Annotated in this window: 16 protein-coding genes; 4 read left to right on the top strand and 12 right to left on the bottom strand. The window is 50.4% G+C overall.

The features are described 5' to 3' along the window. Positions 1-33 precede the first annotated feature (33 nt). Positions 34-738, bottom strand: coding sequence for a Uma2 family endonuclease (locus F4X88_19485; GenBank protein MYA58465.1), 705 nt, complete (start codon positions 736-738; stop codon positions 34-36). Between the two features lie 198 nt (positions 739-936). Between F4X88_19485 and F4X88_19480 the strand changes: the two genes are divergently transcribed. Both F4X88_19480 and F4X88_19475 read left to right on the top strand, forming a co-directional pair. Further along, positions 937-1968 carry an alcohol dehydrogenase catalytic domain-containing protein gene (locus F4X88_19480; protein ID MYA58464.1) on the top strand — a complete coding sequence of 344 codons (1032 nt, stop codon included), beginning with the start codon at positions 937-939 and terminating at the stop codon, positions 1966-1968. Beyond that, a complete protein-coding gene (locus tag F4X88_19475) occupies positions 1925-2614 on the top strand; it encodes a ThuA domain-containing protein (GenBank protein MYA58463.1) in 690 nt (229 codons plus the stop codon). The genes F4X88_19480 and F4X88_19475 overlap by 44 nt, the downstream gene beginning before the upstream one ends. A 179-nt stretch (positions 2615-2793) precedes the next feature. Here the strand turns inward: F4X88_19475 and F4X88_19470 are convergent, their stop codons facing one another. Beyond that, the gene (locus tag F4X88_19470) at positions 2794-4125 is read right to left on the bottom strand and encodes a sulfatase (protein MYA58462.1); all 1332 of its coding nucleotides are present in this window, start codon (positions 4123-4125) and stop codon (positions 2794-2796) included. A 98-nt stretch (positions 4126-4223) separates the two neighbouring features. Further along, positions 4224-4436 carry a hypothetical protein gene (locus F4X88_19465; protein ID MYA58461.1) on the bottom strand — a complete coding sequence of 71 codons (213 nt, stop codon included), beginning with the start codon at positions 4434-4436 and terminating at the stop codon, positions 4224-4226. Between the two features lie 335 nt (positions 4437-4771). Between F4X88_19465 and F4X88_19460 the strand changes: the two genes are divergently transcribed. Continuing rightward, entirely contained in the window at positions 4772-5710 is a 939-nt protein-coding gene (locus F4X88_19460) for a hypothetical protein (protein MYA58460.1), read from the top strand. On the opposite strand, the gene F4X88_19455 is transcribed toward F4X88_19460, so the two are convergent. The 3 genes from F4X88_19455 to F4X88_19445 are packed head-to-tail and all read right to left on the bottom strand — an operon-like array spanning position 5711 to position 9217. After that, positions 5711-6784, bottom strand: a complete 1074-nt coding sequence (locus tag F4X88_19455) for a Gfo/Idh/MocA family oxidoreductase (protein MYA58459.1) — start codon at positions 6782-6784, stop codon at positions 5711-5713. It lies immediately after the preceding gene. Between the two features lie 28 nt (positions 6785-6812). Further along, positions 6813-7826, bottom strand: a complete 1014-nt coding sequence (locus tag F4X88_19450; protein MYA58458.1) for a zinc-binding dehydrogenase — start codon at positions 7824-7826, stop codon at positions 6813-6815. Between the two features lie 20 nt (positions 7827-7846). Then, entirely contained in the window at positions 7847-9217 is a 1371-nt protein-coding gene (locus F4X88_19445; GenBank protein ID MYA58457.1) for an MFS transporter, read from the bottom strand. Positions 9218-9542: 325 nt separating this feature from the next. On the opposite strand from F4X88_19445, the gene F4X88_19440 reads away from it, so the two are divergent. After that, entirely contained in the window at positions 9543-10496 is a 954-nt protein-coding gene (locus F4X88_19440; GenBank protein ID MYA58456.1) for a Gfo/Idh/MocA family oxidoreductase, read from the top strand. Between the two features lie 67 nt (positions 10497-10563). Here F4X88_19440 and F4X88_19435 read toward each other — a convergent pair whose 3' ends face one another. The 6 genes from F4X88_19435 to F4X88_19410 form a co-directional block, all read right to left on the bottom strand. Then, complete coding sequence (locus tag F4X88_19435; GenBank protein ID MYA58455.1) at positions 10564-12024, bottom strand: hypothetical protein; 1461 nt, start codon at positions 12022-12024, stop codon at positions 10564-10566. A 179-nt stretch (positions 12025-12203) separates the two neighbouring features. Continuing rightward, positions 12204-13400 (bottom strand): glycosyltransferase family 4 protein, encoded by a 1197-nt coding sequence (locus F4X88_19430; GenBank protein MYA58454.1) that lies wholly within the window; start codon positions 13398-13400, stop codon positions 12204-12206. A 43-nt stretch (positions 13401-13443) separates the two neighbouring features. Next, entirely contained in the window at positions 13444-14325 is an 882-nt protein-coding gene (locus F4X88_19425) for a RimK family alpha-L-glutamate ligase (GenBank protein ID MYA58453.1), read from the bottom strand. An 18-nt stretch (positions 14326-14343) separates the two neighbouring features. Continuing rightward, on the bottom strand, positions 14344-15000 hold the full coding sequence (locus F4X88_19420) for a hypothetical protein (GenBank protein ID MYA58452.1): 657 nt from the start codon (positions 14998-15000) through the stop codon (positions 14344-14346). Between the two features lie 163 nt (positions 15001-15163). Next, positions 15164-16186: an AAA family ATPase gene (locus tag F4X88_19415; protein MYA58451.1), complete on the bottom strand. Its 1023-nt coding sequence runs from the start codon at positions 16184-16186 to the stop codon at positions 15164-15166. Between the two features lie 36 nt (positions 16187-16222). Then, a complete protein-coding gene (locus tag F4X88_19410; GenBank protein MYA58450.1) occupies positions 16223-17008 on the bottom strand; it encodes a phytanoyl-CoA dioxygenase family protein in 786 nt (261 codons plus the stop codon). Between the last annotated feature and the right edge of the window lie 3 nt (positions 17009-17011).

Below are 17011 nucleotides of genomic sequence, written 5' to 3'. Positions count from 1 at the left end.
AAAAAACTGGTGGACTGTCCATCTTCTTTCACGTTATCGGGAACGTGCTTGCAAACGAGCGAGTTGTTCTCGGAGTTTTGCAGCTTCGGATTCAGCGTTTTCAGCGCGTGTTTCGGCACTTTCAGCGCGTGCCTCAGCCGCTTCTGCAGGTGTTTGCAGCCATACCTCCGAAACCGGATCGTAAATCCCACACTCCATATCACGCAACCGAAACTCTAAGCCTAATGCCTCTGAATAGATACCCCCATCCGCATTTGGTGAAATTGCCACATACCTGCCATCCACCAATGTAAACCCCATCAGCGATGTAGGCAAATACAGCCCCTCTGCATCATACAAGACATAGTCCTGGATTCCCAATGAAGCATAGAGCTCCATCTTCTCGCCTAAGTCGTTTCGATAGGTGGTTTTGCTGCTCATCTCCATCACAAAATCAGGCACCTTGCCTTCCTCCCAGACCTTATACGTCAGCCGAGGTTTCTGACCCATTCCGAAAGTAATAAGAGCATCGGGTGTGACGACCTTCTGTGGTTGCCCCTCCACGTAATACATGAGTATATCGCCAGAAACATAGACTTCCGGACGTTGTGAAAAATGATTCTCAAGTGTTTGTATGATGCGAGTGAGGATGCGTCTGTGCATATCACTGACTGCCATAGGTTTTCCGTCCGTTTCTGGGTAAAGTTCCGTTTCAGTCGGCGCGTAGGGGATTTTGGGTTGATTCGGGTAATTTTGCATCGGTGTCCCTCCTTTTCCGTAGAATGCCTGAAGAACGGGTTTTAGAATTTTGATCCGAGGTCTGCATTACATATAAGTATAATCTAAAATCGGGGTTTTGTCAAAGATTTTAGACCCACTCCTGCCCAAACGCGTATTGACACAATTTCGATCCTATGCTATATTTCAAACACACTCTTAGCATTTGAGGAGAATATTGTGAAAGCCGCACAATTTTACGGTGGAAAAGACATAAGGGTCGAAACCGTCCCTGATCCAACACCCGAAGAGGGACAAGTGCTGGTCCAAGTGGAAGCCGCAGGGATCTGTGGAAGTGATCTGCACGGCTACCATCATCAACCCGAGAAACCTCTATCGCCACGTATTGGTGGACATGAATTGACGGGAGAAGTTATCGACATAGGCAAAGGCGTTACAGGGCATGAGAAAGGCACGCGCGTAGCCGTTGAACCGATCACGCCGTGTAACAACTGTCCCGAATGCTTTAATGGCTACTACAATATCTGTGGCAACCTGCGGCACGCGGGCGGCGGCTTTGCGGAGTTCACGGTTGCCCGCACGCCAAACGTGTACACATTGCCGGAGAGTGTTTCTGCAGAAGGTGGCGCCTTGGCAGAGGTTTACGCAGTCGCCGTCCATGCCGTCAACAGAGCGATGGTATCCCCCGGAGACTGCGTCGCTATTATCGGAAGTGGTCCCGTTGGGTTGACGATCGCCCAGGTAGCCGATAGCGCGGGCGCGACCTCTATCGCTATGCTCGGCAAACCAGACGGTCCCATACAGATCGCACACGAGGCGGTCGGTGCCGTGCCTATCAATGTAGATAAAACGGACGCTGTCGAGGCTGTTATGGAGTGGAGCGATGGCAGAGGGGCGGATGTCGTTTTTGAGGCGGTTGGTGGGAGCGCGAATACGCTGGAACAAGCAACAGAGATCGCCGCGAAACGCGGACGTATCTGTATGGTAGGTGGGCATCGGACCCCGCTCTCCTTTTCGGAACGGTTCGCACGGAGTCGAGAACTCACAGTCATCTGGTCGTTCTGCTACGGCAGACGCGGTGGGAAAACGGAGTTCCAAATCGCCATCGACTTACTCGCTGCCGGCAAACTCGACCCGAATCCACTGATTACGCATCGGTTCGACTTAGACGACGTTGCACAAGCCTTCGCAGTCGCTGCTGGACGTGATGAACACGGATCTGTCAAAGTTCTCGTGTTGCCGAATAATTAACGGAGGTAAGATGGAGACTCTTAAACTGCTTATATTTGTCGGGACGGAAGGGATTTACCACGATCACGCCGGGAACGGACAGTTCTTGACAACGATGCTCAACGATACTGCTAATATTGAAGCCGAGTTCTCGCAAGACTACAACCAACTTGCGAATGGACTTGACACATACGATACCGTGCTCTTCTACACCGATGTCGGGGAACTCACGGAGGCACAAGAAACCGGTCTACTCACCTATATCCAAAGGGGAGGCGGATTTTTTGGACTCCACACCGCAGCCGCTTCGTTCAGGGAGGCTGAAGGCTACCACGGTATGCTCAACGGATTTTTTGACGGGCACAGTCCATATATGGATTTCACCGTCAATGTAAGCGACGCTGCACATCCAATTACCGAGGGATTAACCGATTTTGAGGTAACGGATGAACTCTATTATCTAAAGCACAATCCCGATGCCTCACACCATCTCATGCACGCCTATGACGAGACGAAAGATGAGACGCATGTCATGGCGTTTCACCATACGTATGGCGAAGGCAGAGTGTGCTACTTCGCCCTTGGACACGATATGGCAGTGCTTGAGAATCCGAGTTTTCAGAGGGTTATCTGCCGCGGCGCGTTATGGGCTGGAAACCGCCTTTGAAGGAAAACAATGTTGTCCCAGGTCCGGTAGGTGCGGTTTTCCAACCGCGCCTACCTTATCCCAAGATATAATTAAACCATTTCATGAGATAGAAATTGTAGCCTGCAACATCGGCGCAGGCGGATCAACGGCAAGAAGCGTAATTGACACAATTGATCTGACCGAACCGCAAGGTATAATTAAAAAATCATATCGCGTGCTGGATAATGCGTATCCCCTGGGGATATATCCCTCGGATCGTTGGATACAGCCGTCTCCGGTGGCACCATAATCTGATTTTCGTTCACCGGATCATCGGTCTCCGTCCGCCACTGCTCCAAACAGTTTTGCATCTCCGTCAAAACGTCTGCGTAATCGGGATTCCCCGCGAGATTATGTGCCTCCGACGAATCAAACACGACATCGTATAACCGTTCCGATTCAACGGGAGCATCACCCCAACCGTGTTCCATCATAAAAGTTTTACTAATGCTGTCATCGCAGTTCGGCAGTGCCCATTTTTCCGCAGTGTCATAACGGCGGATATATTTCCATCGCTTCGTTCGGATGGCGCGTTGCGGTTCATAACAACAGTGATAGTTAACTTCAGCGAAAATCGCATCACGCACATCTTCCGCTTCACCCCGAACCAACGGGAGCACAGAATTCCCTTGTAACCACGCCGGTGCTTCAATCCCCGCCAATTCGCAAATCGTCGGGAAGAGGTCAATCTGACTCACCAACCCGTCCAAAACTTGTCCACCACTGAAACCCCCGGGACCGCGGACAATAAGCATTATCCCGATGCCGTGGTCGCTGAGATGGCACTTCATACGAGGGAAGGCAAGCCCGTGGTCAGTCGTGCATATCACGAGCGTGTTCTCAGCAAGACCGTTTTCCTCCAGGGCGTCAAAAACCACACCCATTTTCCTATCTAACGTGCGCGCCGCGTCTATATATTCCGCCATATCCTGTCGCGTAACAGGTGTATCGGGGAACGGTGCAGGCGGTTTCACATAGCGTGGATCGGTTTTCGGTGCTCCATCCGGCGGCGGATCGAATCCTTTCTGTCGGCGATGCGTCTCACCAAATCCAACGTCTAAGAAAAATGGCGCGTCATGCTTCTCCGAGATGAAATCGCGTGCGCGTTCCTCTGCGCCTGCTCGGACGGTGCCTTCGGATAAAAGTCGTTGGTATCCTGTCTCCTTAAGATCTCGGACGACATGCTGGAATCCTGCCAAGGCAGTGGTATATCCAGCCGCATTCAAGGTGTAGGTGATCAGATGTTCTGGCACTGGAAGGCTCCACCCCCGATTTGCCAAACCGCCCATACCGCAACTATGTGCCCACTGTCCGGTGAGGAGTGCAGCACGGGAGGGTGAACACGTTGGATTCGCACAGAATGCGTTTCGGAAGACAGCACCCTCCTCTGCGAGTTTCTGGATATTCGGAGTCGGGATCGCATGCCCGTAAGGTTGCACATACCGACCTGTATCGTGTGAATGAATATAGACTATATTTGGTTTGTTCATGCAGTAACCCTTAATATAAAGTAGGCGCGCCTATGGAGCGCGCCAATTTTGAAAAAGACTTCTTTATTTACCCAAAACTCTTTTGCATAAGCCGGGAGTTACTCCGGCTGGAGGTGTGCCCGGGCAGTATCTTCCTCCGAAAGGTGCCGATCTTGCGTAAGCACAAATTCACTTAGCAAGGCAATTTCAGGAACTCGGAGTTCCTCACTGAAAATTGTCGCAAATGCTCGTCTGATTTTGGGCAATCGATGGGGTCGAGTGAATTCCGTAGTGCGCTGGGCATCGATTGTCGTTTCAACAATTTTTGACATGGTACACCTCCTATGAACGTCCGCCCCATCAAAACTGAGAGCGGATAGGAAAGCCAATGCATATCTGGTTAATGTTGTATAACCCAAGTATACTTTAAATTCGCAAAAATGTCAAGGATTTTTTTTCAAAATATTTATACATTTTGTTGACAGTAAATTGCGACTATCGTATCATGTCAGAAAATGCGTCCGGCTCATCTCTTGAAAATTAGTATCAAAAACGCAGCACGCAACAACGGTGCGGGTGGATACTCTGAAAAAAACCGTTAAATCTCCAATCGCGTTGTTCTTCCGCAAGGTCCAATTAAAAACTTCCAACACAAAGGGGAGCACCAATGGCACAACGAGAAACGCTACCTTTCGTGGAATCGACGGGTAGTTTTGCGAACGCAAGATACCGAGGTACCCGCATGCCGCCACCAGAATGGGTTGAAAATCCCGATGAACGGAAAAGTATGTATGTGCGGGAATCGATCAAAGTCCACAATGCCCGTCTATTGCAGCCACCTCCGAACCTTGAAGCGAACGGATTCCAGTTAGTAGACGCCGATACGCAGGTGAGAAATCTGCACGATCAGGATGCCATAACAACCCATTTCTATCAGGAGTGCGCTGGCCTCATCACGGCAATTACAGGGTGCAGCGACACACACGTGATGCAACACCAATATCGGAATGGGTTCGGCGGACTGCCTGAAGGGCATCCACGTGGCAATAAACCGACAGCGAATGGAAGCGAAGGCACCTATGGGGGCATCCATTCGGATGTGAGTCCGTATTCCGAAGATGGATTTGAAAAAATCGCCAACGGAAAGCACTTTCAGATGTACAATGTGTGGCGGAGCACCGATCTGGAGAGAGACATTTACGTCATGCCACTCGCTATTTGCGATATGGCAACGGTTGCGAGAGAGGATATAATTGCCGCCGATGCTTGGTCTCAGACGGAAACCCCGAGACGACTCGTCAGTTTGCGGCTCGTGCATAGCCCGAACCAGCGTTGGTATTATTTCCCACGAATGACACCGCAGGAAACGCTAATTTTCAAGCAGTATGACACACGTCAAGAGAAATCCAACATGCGCACAGCCTTCCACGGGGCGATAGACGATCCGACAACCCCGGAAGACGCGCCACTTCGAAAAACCATTGAAGTGCGCTTACTTGCTCTGTTTGATGAGGATGTCGAGCGGGAAGCGAGAAAGGCGAGATTTCAAGCCGAGGTTCCCGAGACCCACACTGACGGCAAAATTTCTGATTGGGTGGAGAAATAATCAGGTGACCGCCGCTTGTTTCGCCTTGTTGATCTCCGTCAACACGTTCATGGCGTGTAAGGATTCCTCTTTGTCGTATTGTGGGCACTGACGTAAACCGGCAGCAAGGCACCGGTGAACTGCTTCGGCTTGATAGAGAAATCCGTGTTGATTCGGAGAGGATCTCGCCATCGCGACAGACCCCGGCAACGGATACTCAAAGTAATGCAGCGGCGCAGGGGCGTTTCGGGTCCTGTATTGAGAAGGCACGCCATTCGGCGGTGGAATTCGGATAGAGATACGCGTCGGGCAATGTCCGGGTCGCTCAAGCGTAATGCGTCCCTCTGTCCCAACGAGTTCCGTCACCTCTGCGAGTTCAGAGGCGCGAGGCGGAAATGTAAATACGGCGTATTTGTCATCACCGTAATCAACAATCGCACCACCGGCTTTATCACCCAAGGCGGTGACCGCTACAGGCACAGCCGACGCACCAAAGGCAAGCGGTGCCGCTTGGATGGTATAGATCGGGTCGAAGAAGTCGGATTGTGTGAGCACAACTTTCCCAATCATGCCTGCCTCAATAGCGGCGCGAGCATGCTCCACCGCAGGAAAGAAACGCGTCCACATGCCATCCTGCATCATGACACCCTTCGCCTCGGCTGCCGCATACATCTCTTCGGCATCGGAGAGGGTCTCCGTGAGCGGTTTCTCACAAAGCACATGCTTGCCCCCCTCGATTGCGAGAAGGGTATGCTCCTTGTGCAGTCGGTTGATCGTCCCGATGTATACAATATCTACGTCATCGGCTGCCACCATTTCCCTATAGTCCCCGTAAGCAGTCGCAACGCCATACTGCCGCGCGAATTCTTGCGCTCGATCAATCTCCCGTGCCGCTACAGCGGTTAGGGTCGCGCCTTCACAGGCGTGTAGAACCTCTACCCACTGCGCTGAAATGTTACCAGCACCGAGAATACCCCAACGCAACGGAAAAGCGACATCTGTAGCACTGGTAAGTCCGCGGCGAATGTCCAGTGGTGTTGAGAGAGGTATGTTGTTGGTCATAGAATTCATAACAATCTCCGTTCGTCGAAGCATACTTGGTGGGTCTGTCTAATGTTCACTGTTACGCCCACGCGTCAAGGACAACTTTCCCACAGTCATGTGTGCACTGCAATGCCCACGCCTCCTGAATCTGGCGCATCGGGAAGGTATGTGTGATGAATGTATCCAACGGATCCTTCACTTCTGCAATCATCCGCATCATAGCAGGTGTGTCTGCGAGGTTATAATGCCGCGTGCCGTGTAATATCAAGCCTTTATTGATAATACTGCTCCCCTGAATTTCCACGTCACCAATTCCACCAATCAACGCAATGTGTCCTTTCGGGCGTGTTACGTCAATCAAGAGTCGAACTGCTGGAGAAGCCGCTGAGCACTCCACGCCTTTGTCTACACCTTTACCATCCGTCAAATCCTGAATCTGATCGGCGACATCCTCGTCTTGTGGGTTGACGACTGCTGCTGCACCGAGTTTCTTCGCCAGGTCCGCCCGATACGGATGGCTCTCAACCGCAATGACGCGCGCACCTCTATACACTGCGTTAATCACGCCGCCAAGCCCGATGGGTCCCATTCCCGTAATCAGAACGGTATCAAACGCGTTGACATTCATCAACCGCATGGCATTAGATGTCGATCCGAGTCCACAACATGCCATTCCAGCGTGATCATACGAGATCCCGTCCGGAATCGGCACCAGTAACCAGTCCTGCTTAAGGATGTACTGCGCGAAAGTCGCCGTCACACCTGTCTGCTCGGTAACGTGTAGGATCTTGTTGTCGTCTGGGCAGTGCGCATATTCGCCTGTTAAGCAGAGATGACACTTCCCACAAGGGTAGTGTGGCATTACCACAACGCGATCGCCTACCTTAACAGTGCCTTCCTGTGCTATTTCTACCACTTCACCCGCGGCTTCGTGCCCGAAACTGTCGCCTGTATGTTCGCTTTTGAAACCTTTGTATTCCGTACACATCGGGGCCGAATGAATTTTGACGACGACGAACTCACCTTTAGCAACTGGGTCGGGTTTATCTATTAAACCCGCACTTTCAGTACCGAATTTTGCAACAACTTTCATTCAAATCTCCCTTCTACATTTTACGCTTCGGTTTCCTCTCCTGTCTCATCTTCGTGCATAATTTCCTTTAATTTGAGCCCAATCCAGAAAGCCGCGATGCAGATACCTACCGATATAGCGAACAACGACTGATAACCGATGTAAGGCGCGAGAAACCCGCCAAGGAGCGGCGCGCAACTCACAGGCATAAGGAGCGTGTTCATGAAACCGATGTAACTCGGACGGTTCCGCGGCGGCGCAATGTTTAACATGTATGCCATGAAACCTACCATCATACCGTTCGCCAAAATACCCCCAACGATGAAGATTAAGAAAAAGGCAGGCATTTGCAAGGAGGTCGGCAACATGCCGGACAAAAAGGCGAGGCCAGGCGGGATACCCATCAGTGCTGCTGTAATAATCAACAACCATCGAACACCATACTTTTCCCCGATAGGTCCCCACAACGCGTTTGAAACCACACCACTCAACGCAGAACAAACGATGAAAAATCCCATCGTCGCTTCTGAAAATCCGAGTTCATTCAGGGCGTAAGGCATATAAAAAGGTGATGCCATGCCAGAGAAATGTGCAAAAACGCGGAAGAAAATAAAACGCCGATAATTCTCGTCTGTCCGGAGGAAGTAGGCACCATGTTTTAAATGTTGCCACATCGGTTGACGCCTCGGGTGAACAGGGTGAATCGGCTCGCGCACCCCTAAAAAACTCACGAAAGAGAAGAACGCTGCCGCCACCGAGCAGACAAAAAGAAAGGCATAGTTATACGGGAACCCAAGATCGGTATCCAGATTACAGATGGAACCGATAAAATACATCGTGACCGTTTTGAAAGCTTGTGTGATACTCCCCAATATACCTGTAAATTCAGATTCGTCCCCGAGCACCGCACGAACCAAGAACCCAACCCAGATCGCGAAAAAGCCACCGTAGAGTTGTCGTAGGCTAAAGAAACGGGCGCGCTGCTGCGGGGCTATCGCTTTAGAAACGATGTCCATGTACGGAAGGGTCGAAACGCCCATGGCGGAGGAGGATATAAAATAAAGAGACAGAAAGGAAGCCGCGAGCAACGTTGGATTTCGCTCACCAATCGTAATAGTGCAGAAAAAGACAGCGAGCCATGCTAAAACCCGGACGCTCATACCCAGCGCGTAGAACGGCATTTTTCTCGGACGGTGTTCAAGCAGGTTCGACATCAGCAGTTGAGGCCACATCCACCCTGCCGTCATCATTGAACCCGTTAAACCCACCAGAATGTCGGAACCGCTTAATTTATGAATAAAAGCAGGCAGCACCGTCGATGAATCCGCAAACGCTAAATTAATGCGCATAAAGGTGCCTTGGAGCAGCGCAAATCGGAAGTTTCGCCGTTGGTCACCTACTTTTTTAGGCATTCTCTTTTTTTATTCCTATCCAAACTTTTTGTATTATAACCGCAGCAATCAGAAATCCTGCACTTTATATTTTGACACAATTTTCGCAATTAGGTTGAATTGAAATTTCCATCGTTTATCCGACCCTCGAAAAAAAATCCTTTACAGCACCCTAAGGTTGTGCTAAAGTTCATACAAACGCTGTATGAGTTGCCGATAGTCGGTTATCGGTTATCGGTTAAAAGGTTTTCGTTTAAAGAGACCTCTTAACTGACAACCGGAAGGGTTTTCGTAGAAAACCCGAACCGACAACTGACAACTACAAAAAAAGGAATAATTAAAAAATATGGAACCTCTTCGGATTGGATTTCTCGGTGCCGGCGGTTTCGCAAGGCACACCATTTATCCCGCATTACATCTCGCCCCTGTCGCATTGCAAGCCGTTTGCGATGCCGACGAGAATCGGGCAAAGGACGCTGCCGGCAAATTCGGCACGGGCAGATATTACACCGATCGGCACGAAATGTTTGCAAAGGAAGACTTGGAAGCCGTCATCATCTGCATGGGACCCGACCCGAGGCAGTCCCTCGTGCTTGAAACGCTTGCAGAAGGTTATCATGTCTTCGTCCCCAAACCCCCCGCACCATCGCTCGCGGAAACACTCACGCTGGCGGAAACCGCAGAACAACACAATAGGACGTTGATGGTGAACTTCCAGCGTCGGTTCAGTCTTGGGGTGCGAGAGGCACGGGAAATCATGCAAACCGAATCCTTCGGACAACTCACACAACTCTTCTGCTCGTTCTGTAGTGGAAAGTACCCGACGGTCAAAAGTTACCTGCTCGATTTCGCGATCCACCACTTCGATTTGGCACGACACATCGCTGGCGCGGATGTGAAAGAACTCAGCGTTTTTCACAATGAAGTTGATGGACAAGGTGCCTTCGCTGTCGCTGTAGAATACACAAACGGCGCCGTCGGAAGTTTACAGTTGACCAGCCAACGCTTATGGCAGCGCAACTATGACTACATCGAGATTACCGGACAACACGAATACATCGTTTTAGACGGATTGTGGGGCGCGCAACACTTCACCGAATCCGGGAACTCCTTCACCTCAAACTTCTCCGATCAGCGCAACGGCGAACTAACAGGGGATGGCATCAGTCTCACCGAGTTCGTCAACGCCATTCGTGAAGACCGAGAGCCAATATCCAGCATACACGATTGTGTTGGCACGATGCGGTTCTATGATGCTGTCCTTCAACGCAAAAAAGGCGTTATCTCTTTGGTTGATTAGTGGACTCACTTTCTCTTTAGGTATGTTCTATTTCTTGTAGGCGCGCTTTTAAAGCGCGTCTCTTCTTTTACGCTGTCCCCAAATTAATGTTTTCCAAAACCCCGAGACACGTCTCCCGATTAACCAACCGATGATAATATCCGCTGACGCGTTCCATAAAGTCCCGGTTCCCGTCCAAACCACTTGACGATACAGCACCCGCAGGCGACCACAACGCCGCATTTGAGAGAATCGTCGCGATCCGCGCCGCTGCATCTGATTCGCTAACCCCAAACGCTCCCTTCAGAATATCCTGTATCGTCCGATCAGGGTCACGGATTTCGTATACCTCACCCGTATCGGTAATACCTTTATAGTCGTCAGGAGACGAGATTGTGTGCGGGGTCAGAAACCGAAGCACTGTTGCGAAGGAATACGCGAAATCGGATTTGAAGAGTTCTGTACTCGCATCATAGTTCGGTGAACGCACAATGTCGGCGGCGCGTTCACGAAGTTTCACTGTTTCGATGATGTTAATCCGGGCATTGTCATCTTTGACGCGACGGATACGCGCAACGAATTCCAATGAATATGCCCGCGCGCTTTTTCCAGCTATCGGGATGTCCGCTTCCACGATCTTAGCGTATCCATCCATCAGACGCTCCAGGTGTGGTGCAAACGTTGGGTGTGTCGCTGCTTCGTTGACATATTCAATACCGGAGAGTGTTCCTTTGTGCGTAATCCCAGGCACATGCACGGAATTCACCAGGAGCAATTTCCAGTCATGATACGGTTCAATACTCTCGCGACTGACAACAACGCCGGCGTCTTGAAGTTTACTGAATGGCACACGCAACACGGCGTCCAAATCCTCCAAGATAAGCGGGGTCGCTGGCATTGCCTCGGCGTAGGTTATCAATTCATCTTGACGTTCGATGCGTGCACGCGCCTCCTCTTGAATCTCGTCAGGCACGGCATAGACCTGCGGCACAAGCCGGTCCCCCATTTCGTTGAGAAACCCCACGTTCGTTTCCAGCCACGCCGCGTAATCATCACTCCGTTTCGGATACGCGTTGCAGAGAATATCGCGAATAATATCTCCGTTATTTCGGAGGTTATCGGTGTTGATGACACAAAGCGTCGCCTCCGCACAGTGATGACAGAAATAGCGATAGAGCGTCTCTTCCAACACATCCATCGCCAGTTCACCCTTGGCGATCCCTGCTTCAGTTACACCGATAAGGAGGAGGTCCAACGGATGTTTTGTCTGTGCATAGAACTGCTCGCGTCCTGCCGCTGTTGCGAGTGTCGTCGCACCAACGACGCTTGAGACCTGTCGGATGTCATGAACACCACGCATATCGAACGTGACAACATGGTATACCCCGCCTTGTTGGTTGAAGGCATCGGCTTTCTCAGTGCCGCGCGGCTGACCCACAAATATACCGCCATCATAAAGGTTCCGTTGATTGAGGATATGGACAAATTCATGGGTTAAGGCGCGTTGTAAACCGCCCGCACCGATCGCAAGTATTTTGGTTGGCAGCATTTTTTACGTTTAAACCTCCATTTTCGATTTGGCTATTGGTTATCAGCACGTTCACTTTATTCGCTTTCGGTTTCTATCAGCAAAGAGGGTTTCATCACTTCTGACAACCTTACAACTTTGAAACTTTAGCACACTTTACAACTTTGAAACTTTCACATCCGCTTTCTGATTGCTGGCCGCTATTCTAAAATATCATCGTAAAGGGCTAAATAAGCGTCTGCGATGTGTTTCCAATCGTAGGGCTTAACACGTTCAACACTCGCTTTACCCATCTCAATACGACCTTCACCGGCGTTAATCAGTTTGACCAGCGAGTGTGCAAGTCCGTCAACATCACCGGCGTCGAACAGTGCACCATTAACACCCTCCACCACGAGTTCATCAATCCCTTGAACGCGGCTGGCAACGATCGGCAACCCCGTCCCCATCGCCTCCAAAACAACAAGCGGCATCCCCTCCGCGAGCGAGGGCAAAATGAAAACGTCAGCATCACGATACTTTTGTGGCAATTCCGAATACGGCACTGAACCCGCGAATCGGATATGTGACGCTACGCCGAGATCTTCTGACAATTTCAGAAGTTCCCCCTGATACGGTCCATCGCCGACAATTTCGATTTCAAAGTCATCGGTTCCCGCGTTTTCAATGATTTGGGGAAGCGCGCGAATCAGAAATTGGAAGCCTTTGCGCGGGATAAGCCTCCCAATTGTGAGCACTCGGACCTTTTCCGGACAGGCATCGCGGTGAACCGGCTCAAAACGTCCTAAATCCAAGCCATCAGGGATCACGTCCATTTTCACAACCGAATCCGTCTCTCTCGCCAGTTCGCGTAAACCGTCACTACACGCCACAACCGCTGATGCGTTGCCCCAAATCGCTCGGATGATCGGCTTCAGCAGTAGATATAACCACCGATAATAGGGCGGATCCGGATTGCGACTCGGCACATCACGTCCCCCTAAAAACACGACGTATGGCACACCGCGGCGTTTCTGGAGAAGATACGCACCACCCCCCGCAGGGATACCAAAAAAGACCTGAACGATGTCCGGTTGGAACTGTTTCGCAAATCGCAAACCGTAGAGACTTGAACTCACCGCGTAAGTCAGCATTTCGTGGACCGCACACACATCGCGATTCTTCCGAAGTGCACGCACACGATGCACATGAAAACCCTCCATTTTCTCAGCTGTTGGACACTCACGAAACTGAGAGGTAATCAGATGCACTTCATGCCCCGCCGCCGCGAAGTGTTTACCTAAAAAGTAGCTGACCCAACCACCACCTCCACCAATCGGTGGAAATTCGTGATTGAACATCAATATTTTTAACTTTCCTTGCGGTTCGGTGAGGTGACTTGAAGGTTTGATGCCCATTTCCGTAGATCCGTCTTCCACTTCGTTTCAGGCGACACACTTTTTAACTTTCTTGTGCGAACGCCGTTACAAATTCAATAATCGCATCCGCGATATCGATGCCTGTGACTGACTCCAACTCCTCAAATCCCGGCGATGGATTGACTTCCAGAACAACGGGACCCTCATTTGTCTGAAGTAGATCGACCCCGGCTATCTCCAATTCCAGTGCTGCTGCCGCTACTATAGCCAAGCGCGTGTATTCGTCTGTCAGTGCTATAGCCTCTCCAGATGCCCCTTTATGAATATTCGCTCGGAATTCACCGGGAGGCGCACTCCTTTTCATCGCCGCAACGACTTCACCGCCTACAACAAAAACACGGATATCAACGCCACCGGCTTCCGCAATAAACGGTTGGATGACATAGTCCTGATGCAGATCACACAGCGCATCTACAGCCGACGTGAGCGATGTCGGTGTATCTAACAACATAACACCCGTGCCGTGTGTGCCGTGAAACGGTTTTAAAATAAAGGGATACGTCCCGACTTCCGCCACAGCGTCTTCTAAAAACGTAGCGGAACCGACGGTGAGACTCGGTGGGATAGGTAAGCCGTGCTGTGCAAGGATACGTAAGGAGTGAAATTTATGGCGTGCCGCCGCAATCGCTTTTGCCCGATTCACCACAAGTGTTCCGACCCATTCAAAATGCGCCAAGACCTCTTCGCCGTATTGCGCTGTCGTCCGACTGAGTCGCGGCACGATGACATCAAAGTCTTCTGCCGGTTTCCCGTGATAAGTCATACGGTTACCGGTGCCACCGATATGGAGATAGAAACCGAAGGGATCTAAAATTTCTGCGGTGTGTCCTGCAGTGAGGGCAGTTTCGCTAAGCCTGCGTGTGGAGTGGTTTTGAGGTCCCCGTGAGAGGATACCGATTTTCATATGGATAGAGATATAATGCTATCTGGATGCTGGTGAATTCCCGCCGATGAGCAGTTCCAGCGGCTCCGTTGATTCTCGCAAAAGTTTCAGTGCCGCCTCTCCCTGACAACGATGTTCGTTTTGAAGTTCAGATACACGCGTTCTGAAAAGCAGCATCGTCTCAGCAACCCCGGGTTCGGTAACAGCACCAGCAAGCACGCCTCGAATAATCAATTGGACATTTTTGAGCACCGGGTTTTGTTCAACAGAAAGCGTTGCACACTCGTTAATCAGAGAGCGATACTTGTTTATCAAATCCGGTCCTACAAGCGCATTGCTCTCTGTAACCAATGACTCAGCGTCCAAGACAAAACCGAAAGTTTGATCCTTTCCGTTCTCGTCAAAAATACTGTAGCGGTCATTGACAAACATAAAAATGTACTGGTGATCACCAGCTAAAAAATCCTCGATGCAAAACCTTTTACCATACCAATCTTTTATCGGAACAATAGTTCCTTTCTCAAGACACTCATTGTAATGAGATTCGTCAGTCGTGTAATAGGCATCAGCCATAAGATAAACCTTTCTATAACGATAGTAGGGTCGATGCTCCAACGCATCACGGGTGTCAAAAAATAATAGACGCGGTCCCAGGTCCGGTAGGCACGGTTTGCAACCGCGCCGGATTCTATGCACAAACCTCGCACACTCCAATATCCCTCTTGGATCCCGGAGAGTTTATTTGCTTGGGGTTTTTGATAGGGGGCTTTGATAGGGTGTTTCTGCGTATTTCTGCGGATTCTAACAAAGATTTCATGCCCTTTCCGCACCCCGTGTGAAGGTTAAGAATCTAAAACTTTCAACCTGCGTCCGTCTTATAGGTAGTAATCAGAAAATCCGCCAACTCCTCAAATGTATCAAAAATCCGATCACACAAGTTCTCGAAAAAGATACTCCGGGTTCCAGGATAAACCGCATATACAGGCTTGTTATGGCGGGAAGCGTAATTCATCTCGCTCAGAACGCCCGGCGATAACTTATCCGTCGGATAAATCACAACTACGAAATCGCTCTGGTGAACGAACTGATAATCCCGTGAGATCGTTCGGGTTTGAATCTGTTCAATCACTTCCTCACCCATTTCACTCACGCGTGGGGCATCAGCACTTTCATCTTTCGTGAGGGTAACGAGTTCCATATCCTTGATCGTGAGCGGATCGAAGACAATGAAGGAACGGCTCAGTTTTTCTCCAATCTCGCGGATCTTCTCAATTTCCTTCGGCGTATCTCTCAGGAGCGTGATGGGGTAGCTGAGGTAAAATTTCGGCTTCGGTGAAAAGAGGAGTTCATAAAAATTTTCGAGAGTGTGTTGTCTCGCAACGGTATAATGGGGTTTCTCCGTGAAATGTGCAAGTTGCCGCGTCAGGAACTCTTCTTCATCCAACCAGACGTTGAGTGCCGCTTTACCCATCCCTTCCCATTGGGACGTGTTTTCCATCCGTTCCGATATATCGGTGATGTTGTCAACAACGTTAATCAGCAGATCCGGTAGAAGAATATCAATATCTTTAAAAGAAAATCCCTCAATAAGGCTCCCGCGCCACCGGAAACAGGCGTGTAATCCAATGACAGCATGCTCATAATCCTCGGCGCGCCGAGCGATTTCATAGAAAGCCGTGCGCCGTGCCAATGATAAAACCGCAGGATCCGAATCAAGCACTTTGTCCGTAAAATGGACACGCGCCTCCGCAGCAACACGGTGCATCACATCGCCGACATTGAAGAAACCGATGTTCAACTTCCGTTTCATGCACAGTATCTTAAAATTCGCCATCAGCTCCTTACGTCCTGAACAACTGATACCCGTACAAATAATTTTCATTTTTTTAACTATGTACTCTTGGCGATGCCTCCGTTGTCAGCATCGATCCAAAAGTGCCTCCTGTTCTTCCTTTTGCCATGGACGATGCGCCGGTGTATCCAGTTTCTTAGGGGGTCCACCAAAGACGAGAATATACGCTCTACGTGCTTCCGGTGTCCGGTTCGGCGCAGAATAGTGCAAAGTCCGACAGTGATGGAAAGTCGCACCGCCTGCCGGTATCGGGCATGCCACTGCCTCGGATACATCAACATCATCTGTCACCAACCCGTGCACGAGTGGATCGTTGTCAATGTGCCGATGCCAACGCACCCCGCCTTTGTGAGATTTCGGGATAAATTGGAGACACCCACTTTCAACTGTCGCCTTATCAAGTGGCAGCCAAACACTCAGACTGTGCGGTAGCACCTCTGGATTCCAATACGCCTCATCTTGATGCCACGGCGTTTCATTGCCATAATGCGCAGGCTTCAAAATCATGTGTCCACCGCCGCTCACCTTGTCAGTTGACACACGGAGCAATTTCGCGGCGAGCCGCTGCGCGTTTCGGAAATAGACAGTCTCACGGAGTTCCGGGAATCGCGCCTCTGGACCTAACACCTGCGGCAACGTCTCTCGTCCGGTATGCGCACGCGGACCCGCAAGATCGAAATACCGTCCCTCCGCTTCGCCAGTCCGTTCCGTGAAGAGTTCATCGTAGATGCCTTTGAGCCATTCTACCTCTGCTTCTGTTGTAATACGTGGAATGCTCAGGTATCCGTTTTCTCGAAAGAAGGCGATCTGTTCATCAGTTACATCAACGTGCAAATTGTCGTTAGATTGCATAGT

It is taken from the genome of Candidatus Poribacteria bacterium, assembly GCA_009839745.1.
Taxonomy (GTDB): domain Bacteria; phylum Poribacteria; class WGA-4E; order WGA-4E; family WGA-3G; genus WGA-3G.
Note: the sequence above shows the minus strand (reverse complement) of the source record. Positions and strands in the feature narration are given on the sequence as shown.